This window comes from Streptomyces sp. FH025 (assembly GCF_017427025.1).
Taxonomy (GTDB): domain Bacteria; phylum Actinomycetota; class Actinomycetes; order Streptomycetales; family Streptomycetaceae; genus Kitasatospora.
Genome location: NZ_JAFLNG010000056.1, coordinates 1 through 21,111, shown reverse-complemented (window position 1 = coordinate 21,111; position 21,111 = coordinate 1). Strand labels below are relative to the sequence as shown.

Here is a 21,111-nt window from a genome sequence, read left to right as displayed (position 1 = left end):
GCGGGCCGAGCGGGCTCGGCGCCGGTGATCAGCCGGGGCAGCCGCAGCGCTCCGCGCCGCACCCGGTCCAGGACGGCGGCCGGGCCGAGGCCGTCGCCCCAGGCCTCGACGGCCGGGCGCCAGGCCTCGCGGGCCTCGGCCGCGGTGAGTTCAGGCCCGCCGTGGAAGATCGGGCCCTGGGCGCCGCCGTCGTGGCGGGCGATCAGACCGTGCCCGGCGAGCGCGTCCAGCCAGCGGCCGACCCGGGGGCGCTGGGCGGGGGTGACGAGGGCGGTGGCCAGCAACTCGGGCTCGGACCAGCCGCGTTGGGCTTCGGTGAGTACGCCGCTCTGCTGGAGGATGTGCAGCAGCGTGGTCAGGACGGCCCGGTCGAGGTGGGCGCCGAACTCGGTGACCTGGTCGGCGGTGATGCCGATGCTGTGCTTCCAGGCGGCGGCGGTGGCGGCCCGGGCGTCGGCGCGCAGTCGGCCGTCGGCGGCCTCGGCCTGGCTGTGCGGGGCGCGGACGTGGGCGAGGACGGCGCCGAGCGCCTCGACGGCGGCGTACACGTCGTCCTGCCGGGGTTCGGGGCCGACGTGCAGGACGAGCCGCAGGGCCCCGAGGTCGTGCTCGGCCAGGTCGGGCTGGCGGCTGAGCCGCCACAGCAGCGCGGAGGGCAGGCTGAGGTGGGTGGTGCCGTTGGCGGCGACGGCGGCGAGCTGGGCGTCGGGCTGCTCCTCGGGGTCGGCGCAGTGCACCGTGCCGCCGGCCAGCAGGGTGGCGAGGGCCAGGTCGACGGCGAGGTCGGTGGCGGGGTGCAGCAGGGTGTGCCGTATCGGCGGCGGGCCGAGGACGCCGGCCCAGTGCCGCAGCCGCTGCTCGGCGGCCCGGGCGGCGGAGGGCGGCAGGGCGGCGTGTTCGGCGACCCGCTCGGCGAGGGCCCGGGGCAGGCCGCCCGGCGGGGAGACGCCGAGCAGCAGGCCGATGCCGCTGATGGCGCGCCCGTCGGCGACGACGGCGGGTCGGTCGCCGAGTTCGCGCAGCGCGCTGACCAGGGCAGGGGTCGAGGACACGGTGATCACTCCGGGGTGCGGGGGAGAAGCCGCACTACTGAACCACGCGTCCGGGCCGGAAGCTGCGGTGAGCGGGTCAAACTTCCGTAATGATTTTCATATCAGCTAGCCAAGCGAGTGGAGCGATCCCGAGCAGGAAAGCGTCGGAACTTCACATTCCGGAACTGTTGTGCGATCCCTTGACAGGTGGTTCGGGTGCTGGGTTACTTGGCCTGGGCTTGCCCTGACCGAACGATCGGTAGGGAGTCCGCGATCGGCCGACCTGCGAAGGAGCGACGATGACCGGCAGCGCACCCGGCACTGGAAGCGCACCCCACAGCGGCGGCGCACCCCACACCGGCGGCGCACCCGCCTCGCGCCGACGCCTCGGGGAGCCGATTCCGCCCGCACTCCTGGACGCCGGCGAGCGGATGGGCGTCGGCGAACTGCGCGCCCACCAGCTCACCCGGCTCCGCGCGACCCTGCGGCACGCGTACGACAACGTCGAGCTCTACCGCCGCAAGTTCGACGCCGCAGGCGTGCGCCCAGAGGACTGCCGCACCCTGGACGATCTGGCCCGCTTCCCCTTCACCACCAAGGCCGACCTGCGCGAGGGCTACCCGTTCGGCATGTTCGCCGTCCCGATGGAGAAGGTCCGCCGGATCCACGCCTCCAGCGGCACCACCGGCCGCCCCACCGTCGTCGGCTACACCGAGAACGACCTGTCCATGTGGGCCGACGTGGTCGCCCGCTCGATCCGCGCCGCCGGCGGCCGGCCCGGTGACAAGGTGCACATCGCGTACGGCTACGGGCTGTTCACCGGCGGCCTGGGCGCGCACTACGGCGCCGAGCGCGCCGGCTGCACCGTCATCCCGGCCTCCGGCGGCATGACGGCCCGGCAGGTGCAGCTGATCCAGGACTTCCGCCCCGAGATCATCATGGTCACCCCGTCCTACCTGCTCACTCTGCTGGACGAGTTCGAGCGCCAGGGCATCGACCCGCGCCGGAGCTCGCTGCGGGTCGGCATCTTCGGCGCCGAGCCGTGGACGGAGGAGATGCGGCGCGAGATCGAGGACCGGCTCGACCTGCACGCCGTCGACATCTACGGCCTCTCCGAGGTGGTCGGCCCCGGCATCGCGCAGGAGTGCGTGGAGACCAAGGACGGACTGCACATCTGGGAGGACCACTTCTACCCGGAGGTCGTGGACCCCTTCACCGACGAGGTGATGCCGCAGGGCGAGAGCGGCGAGCTGGTCTTCACCTCGCTCACCAAGGAGGCGCTGCCGGTCATCCGCTACCGCACCCGCGACCTCAGCCGGCTGCTGCCCGGCACCGCCCGGCCGTCCTTCCGGCGGATGGAGAAGGTCACCGGGCGCAGCGACGACATGATCATCCTGCGCGGGGTGAACCTCTTCCCGACCCAGATCGAGGAGATCCTGCTGCGCATCCCGGCCGTCGCCCCGCACTTCCAGCTGCGGCTGACCAGGCAGGGGCGGATGGACCACCTGACGGTCCGGGTGGAGGCCCGCCCGGAGGCGTCCGCCGAGCTGCGGGAGGCGGCGCGGGCGGAGATCGTCCGGGCGGTGAAGGACGGGGTGGGCGTCTCGGTCGCGGTCGAGGTGGTGGACCCGTACACGCTGGAGCGCTCGGTCGGCAAGATCCGGCGGGTGGTGGACGAGCGCGGGTGACGTGCGGGGGCGGATGACGTACGGGAGCGAGCGCCCCCGTACGGGCCCTATGCTGCGGGGCATGCCGAGTGAGCTGCCAACTCTCCAGGCGGGCGCCGACCTTGCCTTCATCCGGCGGGAGACCGAGCTGAAGCCCGTCCCCTTCGTGCCCGAGGTCCGACTGCACATGGCCGAGGACGCCATCGCCCTGTGGGAGACCACCGAGCGCGAGCGCGGCCGGGCCGGACTGCCGCCGCCCTTCTGGGCGTTCGCGTGGGCGGGCGGGGTCGCGGTCGCGCGCTACGTGCTGGACCACCCCGAACTCGTCGACGGGCGAACGGTGTTGGACATCGCCGCCGGGTCCGGACTGGTCGGGGTGGCGGCCGCGCTGCGCGGGGCGAAGGCCGTCCGGGCCGCCGAGATCGACGCCTTCGCGGTCGCCGCCATCGGGCTGAACGCCGAGGCCAACGGCGTCCGGGTGGACGGCGCGCTGGTCGACCTGGTCGACGGGGACGGCGCCCCGGCCGACGTGGTGCTGGCCGGGGACGTGTTCTACGAACGGGCCATGGCCGCCCGCTTCCTGCCCTTCCTGGAACGGGCCGCCGCGCGCGGGGCCACCGTGATCGTCGGCGACCCGGGCCGGGCCTACCTGCCGCGGGAGCGCTTCACCGCCGTGGCGGCCTACCAGGTGCCGGTGGTCGCGGACCTGGAGGACACCTCGGTCAAGACCACCACGGTGTGGCGCCTCGGCTGACCGTCCAGGACGTGGAAATCCGGGCGGACGGTCATGACGCCCTGCTAGACAGGCCGTCATGACCGTAGAACTCGCGCTGCGCACCGCCACCCCCGACGAGATCCCCGCCGTGCTCGCCCTGTGGGGGCGGGCCGCCAAGGGCACCAGCATCACGGACGACGAGGCGGGCGTCGCCGCGCTGCTCGCCCGGGACCCGGACTGCCTGATCGTCGCCGCGCCGGCCGACGACCCGGCCGCTCTGCTCGGCACCGTCATAGCGGGCTGGGACGGTTGGCGGTGCCACTTGTACCGCCTCGCCGTCGACCCCGAGCACCGCCGCCGGGGCATCGGCGCCGCCCTGCTGGCGGCCGCCGAGGAGCGCTTCGCCGCCCTCGGCGGCCGCCGGGCCGACGCGATGGTGCTGGACGACAACGCCCTCGGCCACCGCACCTGGCAGTCCGCCGGCTACCACCCCGAACCGCAGTGGAGCCGCTGGGTCAAGCCGCTGCCCGCCTGAGCGGCCGACGCCTGAGCGACCGCCGCTCCGGCGCGACCGCTGCTCCGACGCGACGGCCGCTCCGAGGCGGCAGCCGCCTCGGAGCGTCAGCCGCGCAGGCCGGCCAGCCAGGCCTCGACCTCGTCGGAGCGGCGGGGAAGGTCGGCGGAGAGGTTCTCGTTGCCGTCCTCGGTGACCAGGATGTCGTCCTCGATCCGGACGCCGACGCCGCGGTATTCCTCCGGAACCGTCAGGTCGTTCTCCTGGAAGTAGATGCCCGGCTCGACGGTGAGCACCATGCCCGGCAGCAACTGCCCGTCGACGTGCTCCTCGGCGCGGGAGTGGGCGCAGTCGTGGACGTCGATGCCCAGCATGTGGCCCGTGCCGGCCAGGGTGAAGCGGCGGTGCAGGCCCAGCTCGTAGACCTTGTCGGCGGTGAGGTCGCCGAACAGGCCCCAGGAGGTGAGGTGTTCGGCGAGCTCGCGCTGGGCGGCGTGGTGGAAGTCGCGGAAGTCGGCGCCGGGCTTCACCGCCGCGATGCCCGCCTCCTGCGCCGCGTACACGGCGTCGTAGACCTTGCGCTGGATGTCGGTGAAGCGGCCGGAGACCGGCAGGGTGCGGGTGACGTCCGCCGTGTACAGGTGGTTGGTCTCGACGCCGGCGTCGAGCAGCAGGAGGTCGCCCGGGCGGGCCTGGCCGTCGTTGCGGACCCAGTGCAGGGTGGTGGCGTGCGGGCCGGCCGCGGCGATGGTGCTGTAGCCGACGTCGTTGCCCTCGATCCGGGCCCGGACGAAGAAGGTGCCCTCGATCAGCCGCTCGGCCGTCGCGGCGTCGGCGGCGAGGACACGCACCACGTCCTCGAAGCCGCGCGCGGTCGCCTCGCAGGCGAAGCGCAGCTCGGCGATCTCCCACTCGTCCTTGACCAGGCGCAGTCCGGACAGGAAGACCTCGAACTCGGCGTCCCGCTCGGCGTCGGAGTGCTCCCGCAGGGCCTCCTCCACGCCCGCGTCGTGGCCGCGCAGGACACGGACCGGGCCGGTGGCCGCGCCCAGGTCGGCGCGGACGGCGCGCACGTCCCGGCAGGGCAGGCCGAGCAGTTGCTCGCTCTCGGTCAGGCTGTCGCGGCGGCCGTCCCACAGCTCGCCGTGGGTGTCCAGCCAGAACTCGCCGTTCTCCACGTCGGAGCGGCCGCGCAGGTAGAGCACGGCCCGGTGGCCGCTCTCGCCGGTGGGCTCCAGCACCAGCACCGCGTCCTGGGAGCGGTCGCCGGTCAGGTAGGCGTAGTCGGAGGACGGGCGGAACGGGTAGTCGGTGTCGTTGGCCCGCACCTTGGGGTTGCCGGACGGGATGACCAGCAGCTCGCCCGGGAAGGCGGCGGACAGCGCGGCGCGGCGGCTCGGGGTGTACGCGGCCTGCGCCACCGGCTCCAGGTCGCGGCGCTCGGTGTCGGCCCAGCCGCGCCTCATGCTCTCGGCGAGCTCCTCGGTCACGCCGCGGGTGAGGCCGTTCTTCCGGTACTTGATGGGCTCGGTGGGCTCGGACACTGTGGACTCTCCAGAGAGGTGCGGGGGGAGGCGGCGTACTTCGTTACGCTGACCTGCCGGGGCGGGTGCGCAACAGGCGTTTTGTACGGTATACCGAACGCCATTCGAGGAAAAGAGGTTGAGCGTGAGTGACTCCGAGGGATCCGTCCGGGAGGTCCTTGCCACCAACCTGAAGCGGGTCCGGGCGCAGCGCGGACTGTCGCTGTCCGAGCTGTCCCGGCGGGCCGGGGTCGGCAAGGCGACGCTCTCCCAGCTGGAGTCCGGCGCCGGGAACCCGACCCTGGAGACCGTGCTCGGGCTCTCCCGGGTGCTGGGTGTGCCGATCTCCGACCTGGTCGAGGGACGGGCCCCCGGCGAGGTGACGGTGGTGCGGGCGGCGGAGGCCGAGGTGCTGAGCGGCCGGGGCGTCGACCTGCGCCCACTGCGCCGGATCGAGGCCGGGGACACGGTGTTCGAGCTCTACGACCAGCAGGTGCGCACCGACGGCACCCAGATCTCCGGAGGGCACACCGGCACCGAGCACACCGTCGTCCAGGCCGGCCGGCTGCGCGTGCGGGCGGGCCGCTGCGAGGTCGAGCTCGGCCCGGGCGACTACGTCGGCTTCGACGCCTCGCTGCCGCACTCCTACACCGCCCTCGACGGCGAACCGGTGCGTTCGGTGCTCCTGCTGCAGCACCGTGCCGAGCAGCGCCTGCACCTGGCCGAGGAGCCCGAGGAGGCCTCGCCCCGCCGCGCGCCCCACCACGCGCACTGACCGCCGCCGGTTCGCCATCCACGCCACATCGTTCGGTTTACGGAACGAAGGCCCAGGTCTCTCACCCCTCTCCGGCGACAGCCGTTCGCACACATCGCCTACGATCCCCGCCGGGGGGAGTGCCGGCGTGCGGGAGCGCGCCCGGTCGGCTGCCTCTGCGGCGGCCCGGACCGGTGCCGACCGCTCCTCCGACGACCGGGAGTTGACTCGGTGACACTCATGAGACGTACGGGCCGGGGCCTCGTGTCCGCGGCCGTTCTGGCCGGACTGGCCGTGGTGCCGGTGGGCCTGGGCGCCGCGCCCGCCTTGGCGGCCGGTGTGGCTCCGACGCCGGTGAACCTCAACAGCGCAGGCCCGTTCGCGGATTCGTTCCGTCAGGACCCGGCACTGAACACGGTGCCGTTGCGCGGGCTCAACGTCGGCCTGGACCAGCGCCAGCAGGGCAGCGTCCGGCCGGTGTCCTGGACCAGGACCTCGGGCCGGTGGGACACCGTGGTGCCGCCGGACTCCTCGTACGCGCAGGTCAGCACGGCCGGCCAGCCCAATCGGCTGGTGTTCACCCAGGGCGTCTCGGCGCTCATGCTCGGCGCGCCCGTGATCGCCGACACCGACGGGACGTACACCGTCTCCACGGTGGTGGACCCGTCGGTCGGGGACACCTCCAGCGGCGACTGGGCGTCGATCGTGCTCAGCCGCAGCCACCGTGCCATGGGCTACGTGACCAGCGGGGACGTGGATCTCGGGCTGACCGTCACCTCCTCCGGCAAACTGGCGCTGTTCCACGGAGGGGGCGGCGAGACCGCCTTCTGGCAAGGGGCGGTGGCACCGGCCGACCGGTACGCCGTCTCGCTGAAGGTGTCGACCGGCGCGGACAAGGCCGTCACCCTGACCGTCAACGGCACCGCCTTCCCGATCACCGGCCCGGCCTCCGTCAACCGCTGGCCGAGCAGCGCCTTCCTCTACCTCGGCGCCTACCTCTCCACCCCGGGGCAGCTCACCACCTTCGGCGACGGCACCAGCACCGGCGCCGGCACCGGTGTCAGCGTCAGCCGGATCGACGCCAGCGCCACGGCCAGTGCCAAGCCCTTCGTCGACACCTTCGACGGCGCCCCGGCCGGCACCGACAACGGCCTCAACGACGACCTGAGCGCCCGCCAGCCCACGCTGGTCTCCGCCAACTACACGGCGGTGTCCGGCGCCAAGGGCCTCGCCGCGACGCCCCCGGCGGGCTCGGTGCGGGTCAACAGCCAGACCGCGCCCAACGTGCTGTCCTTCCCGCAGGGCAGCGCCGCCGTCCGGCTGAACAAGCCCGCCACCGCCGACCTCTCCGGCTCCTACACGGTGCACGCCCGGCTCACCCCGAGCGTCGGCCGCACCAGTGGCGCCGACGCGGCCACACTGCTGGTCAGCAACGCCTCCGGAGCGACCGGCGCGGTGGACGCCGAGGACGTCGCGCTCGGCCTGCGGGTCCAGGCCGACGGCACCCTGGCGCTGTACCAGGGCGGCAAGACGCTGCCCCTGCTCACCGGCGCCGTCACGCCCGGCTCCGACACGTACGACGTCTCGCTCGCCCTCACCGGCGGCACCGCCCGGCAGGCTACCGTCACGGTGAACGGGACCACCGTCTTCGCCGACCAGACCCCGGCCAACCTGCCGCGCGACGGCTACGTGCACCTCGGCTCGCAGCGCGTCACGCCGGGGACGGTCGGTGCCGTGGACGACCTGCGGGTCAGCATGCTCGGAGGGCTCGGCTACTACGGCTACTTCGACGTCATGGACCCGGGGGAGAACATCGACCACAGCCCCGAGCTGTTCCCCTGGACGAACATGAACAACTTCGTCAACCAGGACCTCACCGACCCGCGCTACGCCGGATTCCTGGACTACTGCCGCCCCGCCTCCTGCGTCCTCGACGTCAGCAAGGTGGTCTCGGTGCCCGACCCGACCAGGGAAGGCAAGCGCCAGCCCACCCCGGACACCCCGGCGGCCCTGGCCGCCCTGGTCTCCCGGATCGGCGCCAACCTGGACAAGATCTCCGTGATCTACACCCAGGACGAGCCGTACTACCAGGGCTTCTCCGCCGACCAGGTGCAGACCGAGGTGAACCAGGTCCGGGCGGCCTTCCCGAGCAGGATGCTCGCCTACACCACGGACCTGTGGCACCTGACGGCCCCGGTGCCCAGCGGCGTCGACCTGGTCGGCTTCGACAACTACTGCGCCGGCCGCGGCACCAACACGCAGAAGCTGGCCGCGCTGCAGGGCGTGCTCGCCTCGCCCGACCAGCACCTGGTGCTCTTCCCGGAGGCCATCGCCATCAAGGACCTCGTGGGGTGCGAGAACTCCACCGACGCGGACACCGCGGCGTACAACGCCGAGTACCGGGCCATGGCCGCGCAGAACCCCCGGGTCGTCCAGCTGCACAACTTCCGCTGGCTCAGCACCCGGCAGCCGACCGACTTCCCGCTGACCACCCAGCAGGCGCAGCGCATCGGCCGGGCCGTCGTCGAGGCCACCCCGACCCCGGCCGCCTCCGGCGTCGGCATCTACCGGCCCGGTGACCACAGCGTCAGCGAGAACAGCCACAACGACGTCTACCTCGGCACCTCCGGCACCTCGCCGCTGTTCACCAGCTCGGACGACATCCCGCTGACCGGGCACTGGAACGGCCCGGGCATCGACACCGTCGGCGTCTACCACCGGGCCACGGCGACCTTCGTCCTGCCGAACGGCGACGGCACCACCAGCTCGTACAAGTACGGCAACCCCGGTGACATCCCGATCGTCGGCGACTGGACCGGCCAGGGCCGCACCACCATCGGCGTCTACCGGCCCGACACCCAGGTCTTCTACCTGAGCAACGACAACGTCACCTCGGCGATCAACTTCAAGTACGGCAACCCCGGCTGGACCCCGCTGGTCGGCAACTGGAGCGGCCGCGGCGTCACCACGATCGGCGCCTACGACAAGAACACCCAGATGTTCTACCTGCGCGACACCAACACCTGGGGAGACGCCGACCACCACTTCAAGTACGGCAACCCCGGCGACACCCCGATCAAGGGCGACTGGGACGGCAGCGGCATCGACACCGTCGGCGTCTACCGCCCCGACGTGCGGGCCTTCTACGGCTCCGCCAAGGAGGGCACCCTGACCGTCTACGGAGTGCAGTTCGGCAACACCAACGACCAGCCGCTGGTCGGCAACTGGGGCTGAGCGAGGACGACATGACCGTGCGGCACCGTGGGGCGCGCCCCACGGTGCCGCACTGCTGTGGTCAGCCGCGCAGTCCGCCCCGGCCCGGCCTCCTCCTCGTCGCAGCGGCGGGGAAGGGCACCCGCCAGTCGAGCCGCACCCTGGCGGCATGCGGCGGTACGCGGCGGTATCGCCTGGGTCAGCCGTGCTTGGGGTGGCCTGGGTGGACGAGGAACTCGGGCCCGTACACATGTGCGCTGTCATCCCGCAGGGGCTCGGCCATCAACGCCTGCGCAGCCGGTTTCAGCGCGAACATCGCACCGATCGACTGGTTCAGCGCGTTGCCGTCTCCGTCCCGCCATGCCGTATCCAGGAGGCCGAGCATCTCGGTGTACTTGTCGTTGAAGGCGGTGAGGAGCCCCTGCACCTTCTCCGTGGGGTTGGGCCAGCGCTCCGCCGTGAGCCTGCCCATGGGGTACGTCTCGGGGAAGGGGACCGGATCGCCGACCCAGTCGTACGCCGTGGGGCCCGAGGGCGTGGGCACCAGCCTGCGCCCCTTCCAGATCTCGCCGAAGCCGTAGTAGTGGGCCAACCGTCCGCCGGTGGTGGGGTCGTCGGGGAGGTGACTGGTGCCCTCTCCCTGCTCCTTGATCACGTCGATCGCCTTCGTGATCTGGTCGACCGAGGTGAACTTCTCCAGCTTGTTCCTGCCGATCTGCGTCTCCATCTGATGGCCCGGCCCGATGGGCGGTTTGACGTCGTTGAACGCGTCCCGCACCGCGTCGTAGAACTTGCCGATCGTGATCCACTCCTCGTACAGGGGCGCGAGCGGGTTCTCGGGCATCTCGATCTCCATGAAGACCTCCCGGACGTACGTCTGGGTCAGCTCCTGGAGGTACACGTCGATCGTCGGCCGCACGTTGCCCGGCAGCTTGCCGGGATACGTCGGGGCCGCAGCGAGGACGTGCGGCGTCCCACCGATCGCGGACAGCATGTTGCACGCCATCCCCATGTGGTACATCTCGTCGTGGACGACGCTCTTGATCACCGCCTCGGCTTCGGAGCCCGTGGTCTTGATGGACCACATGCCGCACAGGTAGGGCGGCAGGGTCGACAACTCCAGGGCGATGGCGGACTGCAGACTGTCCTTGATCCACTTCAGGTCGTGGTCGGCCTTGGGGATCCCCATCAGCTCGGCGATCGGCATCGGCTTGGTGGCGAAGGTGGTCACGGCGATTCCCGTTCGTTCGGCGGAAGCGGCGGGCAGGCCCGGTCACCGTCGACGAAGCTCAAGAAGAGGCTCTGGGACCGATCGCGACAGATCAGTGCGACTCTGCACGCCGCCGAGTGCGCCTGTGATCGTTCCCAGAGGGGATCGCAGCGAAAGCGTGCGGATGAGTGAAAATCCCTTTGGCGTACTGGGTCAGAGTGAAGGCGAGTCCGTGGTGCTGCGCCCCGTCACACGGGCTGGACGTGCACGAGCATGCCTTCGATGCGGCGGCCGGGGGTTCCGCAGAAGGCGCCGTTCTGGACGAACGGCGTATCGCCGAGAGCGGGTGCGTACAGCGGCGCGGGCTTCGAGGCCGCTCGAAGCCCGCGCCGGAAGTTCCGTCTCAGACGCCGTTGAGGGCGTAGCTGCGGAAGGTGGCCAACAGGGGGAGTACTTCGGTCTTGCTGGGGTCCTCGGTCACGGCCCGCATCGAGTCGATGACGGTGTGGGCGATGACCTTGGTCACCTTGAGGTCGTCGGGTGCGGCGAGCCTTCCCCAGGCCTTGAGGGTCTGGGTGAGCAGGGAGCTCATCCGGGCGCCGATGTTGGCGCTGACGGCATCGGACAGTTCCGCGATCTCCTCGTCGCTCATGCTGGACCGCAGGCCGAAGGCCAGGGCCATCAGTGTGTCCATCGCGTGCTCACCGTACGCGGCGACCAGCGCCGGTAGTGGCCGCTCCTGGGTGCCGCCCGCCGCAAGGGCGGACAGTGCCTCGTTGTCGTCCTTCCACGCCGCCTCCAGGGCGGCCAAGGCCCGCAGGGCCTCGTCCATGGTCAGCCCGTCAGTCATGGGAGGAACGGTATTGAGCCGGTACCCGTACCGCGCAAGGTTCGGGGACCGGCTTCACACCTTCGAGCGAAACCGGGCCTATTCGGGCCGATGAACGTGTGCGAAGTGCTCCGCGTCCCAGGTGCCGCCCAGGGCGGGGGCGAGGGAGGCGACCGTTTGGAACGGCAGACGCGGATCCCCTGGTGATCACGAAGCGTAGAGAGCTTCATGGTCAGGTGGAACCGCGCCTGCTCTGCTGGTTCCACCCGCAACACTTGGTCGACATGACTGTCCGTCAGGAGGTGAAACGGCTGACAAGGCGGCCTCGGACGCTAGATGCTGGTGGTCCGCCAACTCCGAGCGCAAGTATGCGCAAGCTACGTGACAGGAGAGGTCGTCATGGGCCTAGAGTTCTTCGGAATCGACCCTGAGACCAACGAGGAAGGTTCTCCCACTGTCTGGGCGAATGTGGCTCAGCGTCGGCTCGTCATCCAGAGCGACACCGTCACCGGGGCCGAGCTTGCGGAGATCAACGAGACCGAGTGGGTTGCCGGTCACAAGGCCGGCGTACCTGTCCATGAGTCCGTGATCAGCATCCCCGAGCGAATGATCCCCTTCATCAGGAAGGCTTGCGATGCAATCGAACGTGCCGGACTTCAGGACTCTGCTCCGGGAGACGAAGAAGTCGGCCGTGCATCTGGAGATGCGTGATCAGTACAGCGTCGCTGACGAAGCCGATCAGTTCGCCGCGTGGAAGGCCGGGCACCGGTACTCCCTGGAGAACCGGGCCGAGTGGTGGCACCCGTTCCATGACTTCGTGGTGGAGACCATTGCCCGTGGGGTGACCATCCGGCGCGCCCGGATCGTGTCGGAACCCGTCACCGAGTACATCCGCTACGAGCATTCCCACACGTTCACGAACATCGCGGCTGGTGAGCAGATCCGTTGGCTTCCCCGGAGCCGGGCGTTCGATCTAGCCTTGCCGGGAGCCGACTTCTGGCTGTTCGACAGCCGGATCGCGCGGTTCAACTTGTTCACCGGCGATGGCGAGTGGGCTGACCCCCGGAACGTGTTGACAGAGGAACCGGCCATCGTGGGACTTTGTGCGAAGGCGTTCGAGGCCGTGTGGGAACGGGCGGTGCCACACCAGGAGTTCGAGGTCTGAGTCGGCTCCGAACCGCCGGGTAGACAGCACATGTCATCGTCACCTTCGTCCAGCGTTGTCGCAGCACGGAGGGCCATCGCTGACCAACTGGTCGAGATCCGTAAGGACGCTGGGCTCAAGGGGGGTGAACTGTCTGCCCTGTGCGGTTGGCACCCGGCCAAGACCTCTCGCATCCAGTCCGGCAAGGCAGCTCCGTCGGAAGACGACATAAGGGCCTGGTGCGCTGCCTGCGGGGCCGGCGACCGGATCCCTGATCTGATCGCGGCATCCCGTGCCGCCGACTCGATGTACCAGGAGTGGAGACGCCGGAACAGCTCCGGCATGCGGCTCGCCCAAGAGCAGGTCATCAGCGACTACGAGCGCACAAGGCTCTTCCGGATCTATGTCTCAAACGTGCTCCCCGGCTTCTTCCAGACCGCCGAGTACGCGACGGCGCTCATGCAGTCCATCACGGACTTCCAAGGCACTCCGAACGACGTTGCAGCGGCCGTACCAGCCCGTCTGGCGCGGGCACAGCTCATGTACACGGGGGCACGCCGGTTCGCGGTCCTGATCGAGGAGTGGGTGTTGCGAACCAGGATCGGCAGCTCGGAGGACATGGCTGCTCAGCTCGGCCACCTGCTGACCTTGATGTCGCTGCCGTCCGTCTCCATCGGGGTTATCCCGGCCGGCTGTTCGCGAACCATCTGGCCCCTTGAGGCCTTCTACCTGTTCGACGATCAGAGGGTGGCGGTGGAGACCCTGACGGCGAAGCTCAACGTGCTCCAGCCCAGGGAGATCGCGGACTACGCCCGAGCCTTCATGGGCCTGTCCGGCATGGCCGTGTACGGGGAGAAGGCAAGGGCCTTGATCGCTGCGGCCGTTGCCTCTTTGGAGTGATGTACCGCAAGAAGGCGCAAATTTGTTGAGCGCGCTGTACCGGGATCCCTACGGTCTATCACGTATCCCCGCCGCCTGACGCGGACCCCTACGCCATCAGTACCTACTGGGTCGGCGGATACCTCAACGGCGTTCGCGCGCCGCCCGAGCCGAAGCCCTGGTCTTCCACTGCCGCCCCGCCTGGGTCACCAGGCGGGGCGGCCACCCCATCCCATCTGCCGCACCATCCCGACCCGAGGGAGGCGCACCATGACCGTATCGACGTTGAGGTCCCCGAACACGGTGCTCGCCAACGCCGTTGAGGACGCCGTGGACGTCCTGCGGCCCCGCATCGTGGACTCCGACATCGAGAGCATCGGCTTCTCGGTGGGCACGCAGATCAACGGGCACCCGCACCTCGGAACCCACCTCGTTCAGAGCCTCGCCTTCCTCCTGGCGGAGCGGGCCCGGGACGAGTTCGGCATCGACACCAGCATGGAGCAGACCCCATTTGGTGAGGCGTGTGGGGTCAGATGATGCAGAAGTCACCTGACTTGATGTCGGCGATGAAGGAGTGCCAGGCGTCCATGCCGAAGGGCCGGTACCGCCTGCCCGGTCACAGGGTTATCCGGGGAGCACTTCCGCGTCCTGCTCAAGGATCGGTGCCAGTGCTCGGAGGAGGTCTGAGGGATGGCGGTAGAGCACGGCCGTCATGCCGGCCGCGCGGGCCGCGTCGATGTTGGCCTGGTTGTTGTCCACGAACAGGCAGCGCTCGGCCGGGACGCCCGCTTGTTCCACAGCGAGCTGGTAGATCCCAGGGTCGGGCTTGGCGATGCCGACGCGGGAGCTGTTGACCACGTGGTCGGCCAGGTCGGTGAGTCCGAGCAGAGCGAGGTCCTCATCGAGCCACACGGTCGCGTTGGTGACCAACACGACGGGCACCTTGCCGCGGAGCCTCCTGATCAGCTCCACCACTGCTCCGTCTGCCCGGAAGGGGGCATGGGTGAAGGCAGTTGCCAGGGTTTCAGCCTGCGGGGCAGGAATCCGGCGAGTCAGGGCCTTGGCGATGGAAGCGGTCCACTGGGCCCGGCTGATCTGGCCGAGTAGCAGCGGCAGGTCCCGCTCCGGGGCGAAAGCAATCTCGGCGGTGGTGCCCTGGGGGAGTCCGGCGATCCGCTCCAGACGCCTCACTTCCGCGAGGTCATAGAGGCGGATCACACCGTCGAGATCGCACAGCACCGCGTCGAACGCCAGGTTCTCCATAGACCGAGATCATTCCAGACTCCCGTCAGCGCCCTGCCCCAGCCCGTGGGCGCCGGATCGCGGCACGCTACCGCAGGTGATCCACCCCTGCTGATGGGCCGTCCCGCCGTGCCTGTTCCTGCCGCCCGCCACATAGCGGTACCGCGGGTTCCGGCAGCTCTCGGACGCCTCCGAGAGCTGCCGACGACCGCGAGCGGACTTAGGCGTGTGGGGTCAGATGGTGCCGAAGTCACCGGACTTAATGCCGGTGATGAAGGAGTGCCAGGCATCCATGCCGAACGTGAGCTGCGGGCCGTGGGGGTCCTTGCTGTCGCGGACGGGGAGGATGCCCGGGTGGCCGGGCGCGACCTCGATGCAGTTGCCACCGCCGCTGCTGTAGGAGGACTTCAGCCAGGAGGCGGGCTTGGCGGCCGCGATCGGGAACATGGTGTGGAACTCCTTGAGACGCGTGCGGATGAGAGCCAGAGAGTCCGCACATGAGAGGGCTTGGGCCTGGAGCCAATCGTAAGTCCTCGCGAGGGAGCGGATCTCGTTCTCGTCATCGCGCTCCACGTAACCCCGCTGGATGGTTTCGAGGTAGGCCATCCACTTCTTGTCCGGGGAGGTCAGGAGCGTGAATGGCCAGACAGTTGGAAGGTTTTCGCCGAGGCTGGACGGTGCGATCTGCAGCGTGACATGCGGAAGGCCGGCCACGTTCTCCAGCCGGCGAAGCTGTTCGGCCATGACGAAGGGGCCGCCAACGGGCCGAAGGCAGCTCTCCTCCATGACGATGTGGAGGGAGGGAGCGGGCTCCTGGTACAGCACGGCCTGCCGTGCCATGCGAACGTTCAGGCGTTCGCTGACCTTGTCCTGGGGGATCTCGCCTCGTCGGGCCTCAGCCCCGATGATCGCCGAGGCGTAGCCGCGCGTCTGGAGCAGCCCGGGGATGAGGTTCAGCTCGTAGACCTTGAAGGCGGTGGCCTTGCGCTCGTGCTCGATGTAGGCGCGGAATCCGCCGATCAGTGTGCTGCTCTTCGTGCTCCAGTACAGGAGTTCAAGCGCTCCGCAGGTGTCGAGCACCTTGTCGGCCCGCTGGAGAAGGGGCAGGGGAGCGGGACGCTGGCCCGTCTCGATCAGGGAGATGAGCGAGTCGCTGTAGTTGATCAGCTTTCCGAGTTCGATCTGAGTGAGGCCCCTCGCCTTGCGGAAGCGGCGCAGTTGGGCGCCGATGGCCTCGTGCGGGGAGGGGGTCGGGTCAGTGTCCTGCTGGGGCACGGTGATCACGTCATTCCACAGTGCTGGCTGTCAAAGTGAAGCTCTTTCCATGCTAGTTGCGATTGGCCACTCTTGGTGAGGAGTTAGCAACAGAGAGGAGCTATTCCGTGGATATGACGAACACTCAATGTGGCGAAAGCACCATTTGGCGGCGCGACTTCCCGCCCTGCCTGTGCCCGCAGTGCGGCGACTCGGTTCCGGAGGCGCGAACGGACGCCCGCGCCTTCGCTCCGGCGGCGCCGCCCGTGAGGCGGGTGGCGCCGCCGTCCGAGGCCTACCGGCCCTCGATCGTCGGGGAGCGGGTCTTCGACGTCCGCTCCGGGCGCTGGGGCGCCTTCATGGGGTGGCAGCAGGGGCGCGCCTTCCTCCGGCCCCTCGGTGGTGGCGTGGAGTGGGACGTCGAAGCGCGTTGGATCACCAACACTGAACAGTGAGATGCACGATGAGCAGCAGGATCGACAAGATCACGGCCGAGGACCGTCGCACCGCAGCCGACATCCTCGACGACCTCCAGGCCGTCCTGAACGCCGCCGACGTGAGACTCCCGTCCCTCGGCATCGACTGGCGCTCGGCCAAGGCCACCGGCGTCATCCTGATCGACCTCGGGGCCGCGAGGCCGGACGTCATCGAGCGGCTGGTCGTCGTCCTCCGCAGAGGTATGCGGCCGTAGTCGGAGCCGGCGCCATCGCCATGGGAAGTCTCGTTCTCGCGGCATCGGTTCTCCTGATGATTCCCGAGAGCGTTTCCACTTCTGCGAGCGCCTTGGTGTTCGTTCTCATCTTCCTCGCCACCTCGACGGGCGGATTCATGCTCGCAGCGGGATGGATGAGGGTGCGCGCATAGCGGCGCGGGCTTCGAGGTTGCTCGAAGCCCGCGCTGGGTCTTCCGGACGAAACCCGGCCTATTCCGGCCGGTGGACGTGCGCGAAATGCTCCGCGTCCCAGGTGCCGCCGAGGGCAGGGGCGAGGGAGGCGACCGCGAGGGCGGCGAAGTCCTCGGCCGTGCCCGCGCGTTCCGGTAGGGCGCCGAGCAGTGGGGCGCCGGCGGAGCGGGGGAGGTCGGCGAGGTTGCAGCGTTCGGCGAGGCCGGGGGCGGCGGGCCAGGAGCCGACGACGACGCCGGCCAGCGGCAGTTCGCGGGCCGCCAGGGCCTCGGCGGTGAGGGAGACGATGTTCAGCGTGCCGAGTCCGGCGGAGGCGATGAGCAGGACTTCGGCCGAAAGCCCGGCGTCCAGGACGGCCCGGGCCTGGTCGGCCAGCGTGCGGCCCTCGTCGTCGTAGCGGACCATCAGGCCGCCCGCGCCCTCGACCAGCACCAGGTCGTGGGTGGCGGCGAGTTCGGTGACGGCGTCCGCCACCTCGATGGGGGAGAGGTAGGGAAGCCCCGACCGCCGGGCGGCGGTGTCGGGGGCCAGCGGTTCGGGGTAGCGGACCAGCTCACGGTACGTCAGCTCACCTGCCAGTCGCCGGACTTCATCGGCGTCTCCGGGCTCGCCCGGGGCCACGCCCGTCTGCCCCGGCTTGAGGACGGCGACCTTGAGGCCGCCCCGCAGCGCCGCCGAGGCGAGGGCCGCGGTGGCGACGGTCTTGCCGACGTCCGTGTTCGTCCCCGTCACGAAGAGGATGCGCGCGCTCATCCGGCCACCGCCGCGGCGGTGACGGCGGCGGCGATCCGCGCCACGTCCTCGTCCTGCGTCACATAGGGAGGCATGGTGTAGATCAAGTCCCGGAAGGGGCGCAGCCAGACGCCCTCCCGGGCCGCGGCCTCGGTCGCCGCCGGCACGTTCACCGGGTGGTCCAACTGGACGACGCCGATGGCTCCTTGGACCCGTACGTCGTGCACGCCCGGAACGGAGCGGGCTGCCGTGAGGCCCTCGGTCAGGCCGTTCTCGATGCGCTTGACCTCCACCGCCCAGTCCTGCCCGAGCAGGAGGTCCAGCGACGCGTTCGCGACCGCGCAGGCGAGCGGGTTGCCCATGAAGGTCGGCCCGTGCGCGAGCACCGGCATCTCGCCGCGGCTGATCCCGTCGGCGACCTCGCTGGTGCACAGCGCGGCGGCCAGTGTCAGGTAGCCGCCGGTGAGGGCCTTGCCCAGGCACATCACGTCCGGCGAGACGTTCGCGTGGTCGGCGGCGAACAGCGCTCCGCTGCGCCCGAATCCGGTGGCGATCTCGTCGAAGACCAGCAACACCCCGTACCGGTCGCACAGTTCGCGCAGCATCCGCAGGTACGCGGGGGAGTGGAACTGCATGCCGCCCGCGCCCTGGACCACCGGTTCGACGATGACGGCGGCCAGCTCGTCCGCGTGACGTGCCATCAACTCCTCGAACTGTGCGGCGTATTCGGGGTCGAGCGGGGCGTCGAACCCGGCTGGAGGCTGCGGCGCGAAGAGCTGCCCGGGCAGCACCCCGCCCCACAGGTGGTGCATGCCGCCGTCCGGGTCGCACACCGACATCGGGTGGAAGGTGTCGCCGTGGTAGCCGCCGCGCCAGGTCAGCAGCCGGTGCTTCTCCGGCCGGCCGACCGACTGCCAGTACTGGAGGCACATCTTCATCGCCACCTCGACGGACACCGAGCCCGAGTCGGCGAGGAAGACGTGCCGCAGCGGCTCCGGGGTGATCTCGACGAGCCTGGCCGCGAGCCGGACGGCGGGCTCGTGGGTGAGCCCGCCGAACATCACATGGCTCATCCGCCCCAGCTGTTCGCGCACCGCCTCGTCCAGCACCGGGTGCCGGTAGCCGTGGATCGCCGCCCACCAGGACGACATCCCGTCGACCAGCTCGCGCCGCCCGCCCGCCACCGGCTCGGCCAGGCGCAGCCGTACGCCCGAGGCGGACTCGACCACGTACGGGGTGACGGTGCCGGGCATCGGTCCGTACGGGTGCCAGACGTGGGCGCGGTCGAGGGCGAGCAGGGTGTCCGCGGACAGCATGGTGCGTGGTTCTCCCGGATTTCCGGCGGGTGGTGGAACTGGTAAGAACTGGTGGAACTGTCAGGCGTTGGGGGCGAGTTCGGTGCCGGCGCCGCGGCGGCGGACCTTGACCAGGTCGTCGCGCAGCTCGTCGCCCGACCCCTCCAAAGCCGGGGCGTCCGAGGCGCGCGCGTGCCCGCCGCACGGCCCGCAGCCGCCGCCGCTGCCGCAGGCCGAAGCCGCGGTGCCGCAGGAGCCGCCCGCGTGGGCCGCCTGGGCCGCCTCGGCGACGTCGGCGCGGTGGCGCGGCAGGGTGGCCTCACCGGCGCCCTCGACCTCGAAGCCGGCGTCCTTGATCATGTCGAGGTCGGCCTGGCCGGCCTGGCCCTCGCTGGTCAGGTAGTCGCCGAGGAAGATGGAGTTGGCGATGTGCAGGCCGAGCGGCTGCATCGAGCGCAGGTGCACCTCACGCCCGCCGGCGATCCGCACCTCGGTGTCCGGGTTGACGAAGCGGACCATCGCCAGGATGCGCAGGCAGCGCTGCGGGGTGAGGTTCCACTCCTTGGCGAGCGGGGTGCCCTCGAACGGGATCAGGAAGTTGACCGGGACGGAGTCCGAGCCGAGCTCGCGCAGCGCGAACACCACGTCGACGAGGTCCTCGTCGCTCTCGCCCATGCCGGCGATCAGGCCGGAGCAGGCGGACAGGCCCGCGCCGTGCGCCTTCTGCACCGTGTCCACCCGGTCCGCGTAGGTGTGGGTGCTGGTGATGGTCCCGTAGGTGCCCTCGGAGGTGTTGAGGTTGTGGTTGTAGGCGTCGGCGCCGGCCGCCTTGAGCCGCTCGGCCTGGTTGTCGGAGAGCAGGCCGAGGCAGACGCAGAGCTCGACCGCCGGGTCGGCCTCCTTGATGGCGGCCATGGTGTCGGTGACGCGGTCGATGTCACGGTCCGTCGGGCCGCGGCCGCTGGCGACCAGGCAGACCCGCTTGGCGCCGCCGGCCACCCCGGCGCGGGCGGCGTCGGCGGCCTGCTCCGGCTTGAGCCAGGTGTACTTGAGGATCTCGGCCTTGGACCCCAGCCGCTGCGAGCAGTAGGAGCAGTCCTCGGGGCAGAGCCCGCTCTTGAGGTTCACCAGGTAGTTGAGCTTGACCCGGCGGCCGAACCAGCGGCGGCGCACCTTGCCGGCCGCGGCGACCACGTCGAGCAGCTCGTCGTCGGTGGTGGCGAGGACGGCCAGCGCCTCTTCGCGGGTCGGGACTTCGCCGCGCAGGCCCTTGGCGGTGAGGGTATCGAGCAGATCCATGGAGCCGATCCTGCCCGCTGGCGCGCGAATGGCGCCAGAGCAAACCCACCAGAAGATCCCGGGAAGGATGTGCCGATTGCCACAGTGTCGAAGCTCACGGCGTCGGTGCTGGTCACGTGCTTGACGGCGGGCCGCGGCAATGGTTACCGGCGGGTAGGGAAGGTGCGTCGCGGACGAAGATCGACGACTCCCGACCCAGTGATCCACGCCACCCCGGGGGTGCTTAGAATCTGCGCCATGACCACGCAGGGGGAGCGCACCCCGACTCCGGGAGAGGGCCAGGACGGCCAGCCAGGACGGACAGGGCAGGCAGGGCGGACAGGGCAGATGGGGCAGCGGACCGGCGGGGGCGCCGGTGCGATCGGGGGGACGGAGCGCAAGCGCGGCCGGCGGCTGTCGGCCCGCCGGGCGGTCGGCTGGGTCGTCGTGGTCGGTGTGGTCGCGGCCGGCGGATGGATCATCACCCGCCCGACGCCCGGCGACTACATACCCGGCCTCGGCCCGTCCAAGAAGGACCTGGCCGAGACCCCGCCCGTGGTGGGCTCCCCGCCGCCGCCCACCGACCCCGCGGCCCTCAACGCCGACAACCTGTTCCCCGCCCAGCGCACGGTCGAGGCCGCCGGCTACAAGGCCCGGCGCGGCGGCATCCGGCAGGGCGAGAAATGCGACGAGGTGCTCCAGGACGGTACCCAGGAGCTGCTCAAGGACAGCGGCTGCCAGGCCTACCTGATCGTCAGCTTCACCGGCGTCGACCACCCGGTGCGCAGCAGCGTCACCCTGCTGCGCTTCGCCGATCAGGCCGCCGCCGCCAGGGCCGCCGACACCCTGCGCGGCAAGCCCGGCGCGGTCGCCTTCATCCTCGCCGACACCAACTTCGCGCCCGCCCCGTCCGCCGGCAGCGCCAAG

19 protein-coding genes and 2 pseudogenes are annotated in these 21,111 nt (G+C 70.6%); 12 read left to right on the top strand and 9 right to left on the bottom strand.

Features of this window, described 5'->3' with window-relative positions; translation table 11 throughout:
• Window positions 1–1,052, bottom strand: a pseudogene (locus J0670_RS06705) (hypothetical protein); the annotation flags it as partial.
• Window positions 1,053–1,330: 278 nt separating this feature from the next.
• Between J0670_RS06705 and paaK the strand changes: the two are divergent.
• The 3 genes from paaK to J0670_RS06690 all read left to right on the top strand — a co-directional run bounded on the left by paaK (window position 1,331) and on the right by J0670_RS06690 (window position 3,948).
• On the top strand, window positions 1,331–2,719 hold the full coding sequence (gene paaK, locus J0670_RS06700) for a phenylacetate--CoA ligase PaaK (protein ID WP_207810456.1): 1,389 nt from the start codon (window positions 1,331–1,333) through the stop codon (window positions 2,717–2,719).
• Window positions 2,720–2,780: 61 nt separating this feature from the next.
• Window positions 2,781–3,452: a methyltransferase gene (locus J0670_RS06695; protein ID WP_207810455.1), complete on the top strand. Its 672-nt coding sequence runs from the start codon at window positions 2,781–2,783 to the stop codon at window positions 3,450–3,452.
• A 58-nt stretch (window positions 3,453–3,510) separates the two neighbouring features.
• Window positions 3,511–3,948 (top strand): GNAT family N-acetyltransferase, encoded by a 438-nt coding sequence (locus J0670_RS06690; RefSeq protein ID WP_207810454.1) that lies wholly within the window; start codon window positions 3,511–3,513, stop codon window positions 3,946–3,948.
• Between the two features lie 86 nt (window positions 3,949–4,034).
• On the opposite strand, the gene J0670_RS06685 is transcribed toward J0670_RS06690, so the two are convergent.
• The gene (locus tag J0670_RS06685; RefSeq protein ID WP_307806411.1) at window positions 4,035–5,471 is read right to left on the bottom strand and encodes an aminopeptidase P family protein; all 1,437 of its coding nucleotides are present in this window, start codon (window positions 5,469–5,471) and stop codon (window positions 4,035–4,037) included.
• A 124-nt stretch (window positions 5,472–5,595) separates the two neighbouring features.
• On the opposite strand from J0670_RS06685, the gene J0670_RS06680 reads away from it, so the two are divergent.
• Window positions 5,596–6,225 (top strand): helix-turn-helix domain-containing protein, encoded by a 630-nt coding sequence (locus J0670_RS06680; RefSeq protein WP_207810453.1) that lies wholly within the window; start codon window positions 5,596–5,598, stop codon window positions 6,223–6,225.
• Window positions 6,226–6,468: 243 nt separating this feature from the next.
• Window positions 6,469–9,438 carry a hypothetical protein gene (locus J0670_RS06675; RefSeq protein WP_207810452.1) on the top strand — a complete coding sequence of 990 codons (2,970 nt, stop codon included), beginning with the start codon at window positions 6,469–6,471 and terminating at the stop codon, window positions 9,436–9,438.
• A gap of 178 nt (window positions 9,439–9,616) precedes the next feature.
• On the opposite strand, the gene J0670_RS06670 is transcribed toward J0670_RS06675, so the two are convergent.
• Window positions 9,617–10,648 (bottom strand): ferritin-like protein, encoded by a 1,032-nt coding sequence (locus J0670_RS06670; protein WP_207810451.1) that lies wholly within the window; start codon window positions 10,646–10,648, stop codon window positions 9,617–9,619.
• A 382-nt stretch (window positions 10,649–11,030) separates the two neighbouring features.
• Window positions 11,031–11,477, bottom strand: a complete 447-nt coding sequence (locus tag J0670_RS06665) for a hypothetical protein (RefSeq protein ID WP_207810450.1) — start codon at window positions 11,475–11,477, stop codon at window positions 11,031–11,033.
• Between the two features lie 378 nt (window positions 11,478–11,855).
• Between J0670_RS06665 and J0670_RS06660 the strand changes: the two genes are divergently transcribed.
• The 4 genes from J0670_RS06660 to J0670_RS06645 all read left to right on the top strand — a co-directional run bounded on the left by J0670_RS06660 (window position 11,856) and on the right by J0670_RS06645 (window position 14,016).
• Complete coding sequence (locus J0670_RS06660; RefSeq protein ID WP_207810449.1) at window positions 11,856–12,167, top strand: hypothetical protein; 312 nt, start codon at window positions 11,856–11,858, stop codon at window positions 12,165–12,167.
• On the top strand, window positions 12,091–12,621 hold the full coding sequence (locus J0670_RS06655) for a DUF6879 family protein (protein ID WP_207810448.1): 531 nt from the start codon (window positions 12,091–12,093) through the stop codon (window positions 12,619–12,621). The genes J0670_RS06660 and J0670_RS06655 overlap by 77 nt, the downstream gene beginning before the upstream one ends.
• A 30-nt stretch (window positions 12,622–12,651) precedes the next feature.
• Window positions 12,652–13,500, top strand: coding sequence for a helix-turn-helix transcriptional regulator (locus J0670_RS06650; RefSeq protein WP_207810447.1), 849 nt, complete (start codon window positions 12,652–12,654; stop codon window positions 13,498–13,500).
• Between the two features lie 249 nt (window positions 13,501–13,749).
• Window positions 13,750–14,016 (top strand): hypothetical protein, encoded by a 267-nt coding sequence (locus J0670_RS06645; protein WP_207810446.1) that lies wholly within the window; start codon window positions 13,750–13,752, stop codon window positions 14,014–14,016.
• An 87-nt stretch (window positions 14,017–14,103) separates the two neighbouring features.
• Here the strand turns inward: J0670_RS06645 and J0670_RS06640 are convergent, their stop codons facing one another.
• A complete protein-coding gene (locus J0670_RS06640; RefSeq protein WP_207810445.1) occupies window positions 14,104–14,742 on the bottom strand; it encodes an HAD family phosphatase in 639 nt (212 codons plus the stop codon).
• A gap of 213 nt (window positions 14,743–14,955) precedes the next feature.
• Window positions 14,956–16,005, bottom strand: a complete 1,050-nt coding sequence (locus J0670_RS06635; RefSeq protein ID WP_207810444.1) for a Scr1 family TA system antitoxin-like transcriptional regulator — start codon at window positions 16,003–16,005, stop codon at window positions 14,956–14,958.
• A gap of 245 nt (window positions 16,006–16,250) precedes the next feature.
• On the opposite strand from J0670_RS06635, the gene J0670_RS06630 reads away from it, so the two are divergent.
• The gene (locus J0670_RS06630; protein WP_207810443.1) at window positions 16,251–16,430 is read left to right on the top strand and encodes a hypothetical protein; all 180 of its coding nucleotides are present in this window, start codon (window positions 16,251–16,253) and stop codon (window positions 16,428–16,430) included.
• Window positions 16,431–16,438: 8 nt separating this feature from the next.
• Entirely contained in the window at window positions 16,439–16,666 is a 228-nt protein-coding gene (locus tag J0670_RS06625) for a hypothetical protein (protein ID WP_207810442.1), read from the top strand.
• A gap of 231 nt (window positions 16,667–16,897) precedes the next feature.
• Here J0670_RS06625 and bioD read toward each other — a convergent pair whose 3' ends face one another.
• The 3 genes from bioD to bioB are packed head-to-tail and all read right to left on the bottom strand — an operon-like array spanning window position 16,898 to window position 20,205.
• The gene (gene bioD, locus J0670_RS06620; protein ID WP_207810441.1) at window positions 16,898–17,632 is read right to left on the bottom strand and encodes a dethiobiotin synthase; all 735 of its coding nucleotides are present in this window, start codon (window positions 17,630–17,632) and stop codon (window positions 16,898–16,900) included.
• Window positions 17,629–18,927 (bottom strand): adenosylmethionine--8-amino-7-oxononanoate transaminase, encoded by a 1,299-nt coding sequence (locus J0670_RS06615; protein ID WP_207810440.1) that lies wholly within the window; start codon window positions 18,925–18,927, stop codon window positions 17,629–17,631. Before J0670_RS06615 ends, bioD begins: the two co-directional genes overlap by 4 nt.
• Window positions 18,928–18,987: 60 nt before the next feature.
• A complete protein-coding gene (bioB, locus tag J0670_RS06610) occupies window positions 18,988–20,205 on the bottom strand; it encodes a biotin synthase BioB (RefSeq protein ID WP_207810439.1) in 1,218 nt (405 codons plus the stop codon).
• 237 nt (window positions 20,206–20,442) lie between these two features.
• On the opposite strand from bioB, the pseudogene J0670_RS06605 reads away from it, so the two are divergent.
• Window positions 20,443–21,111, top strand: a pseudogene (locus J0670_RS06605) (hypothetical protein); the annotation flags it as partial.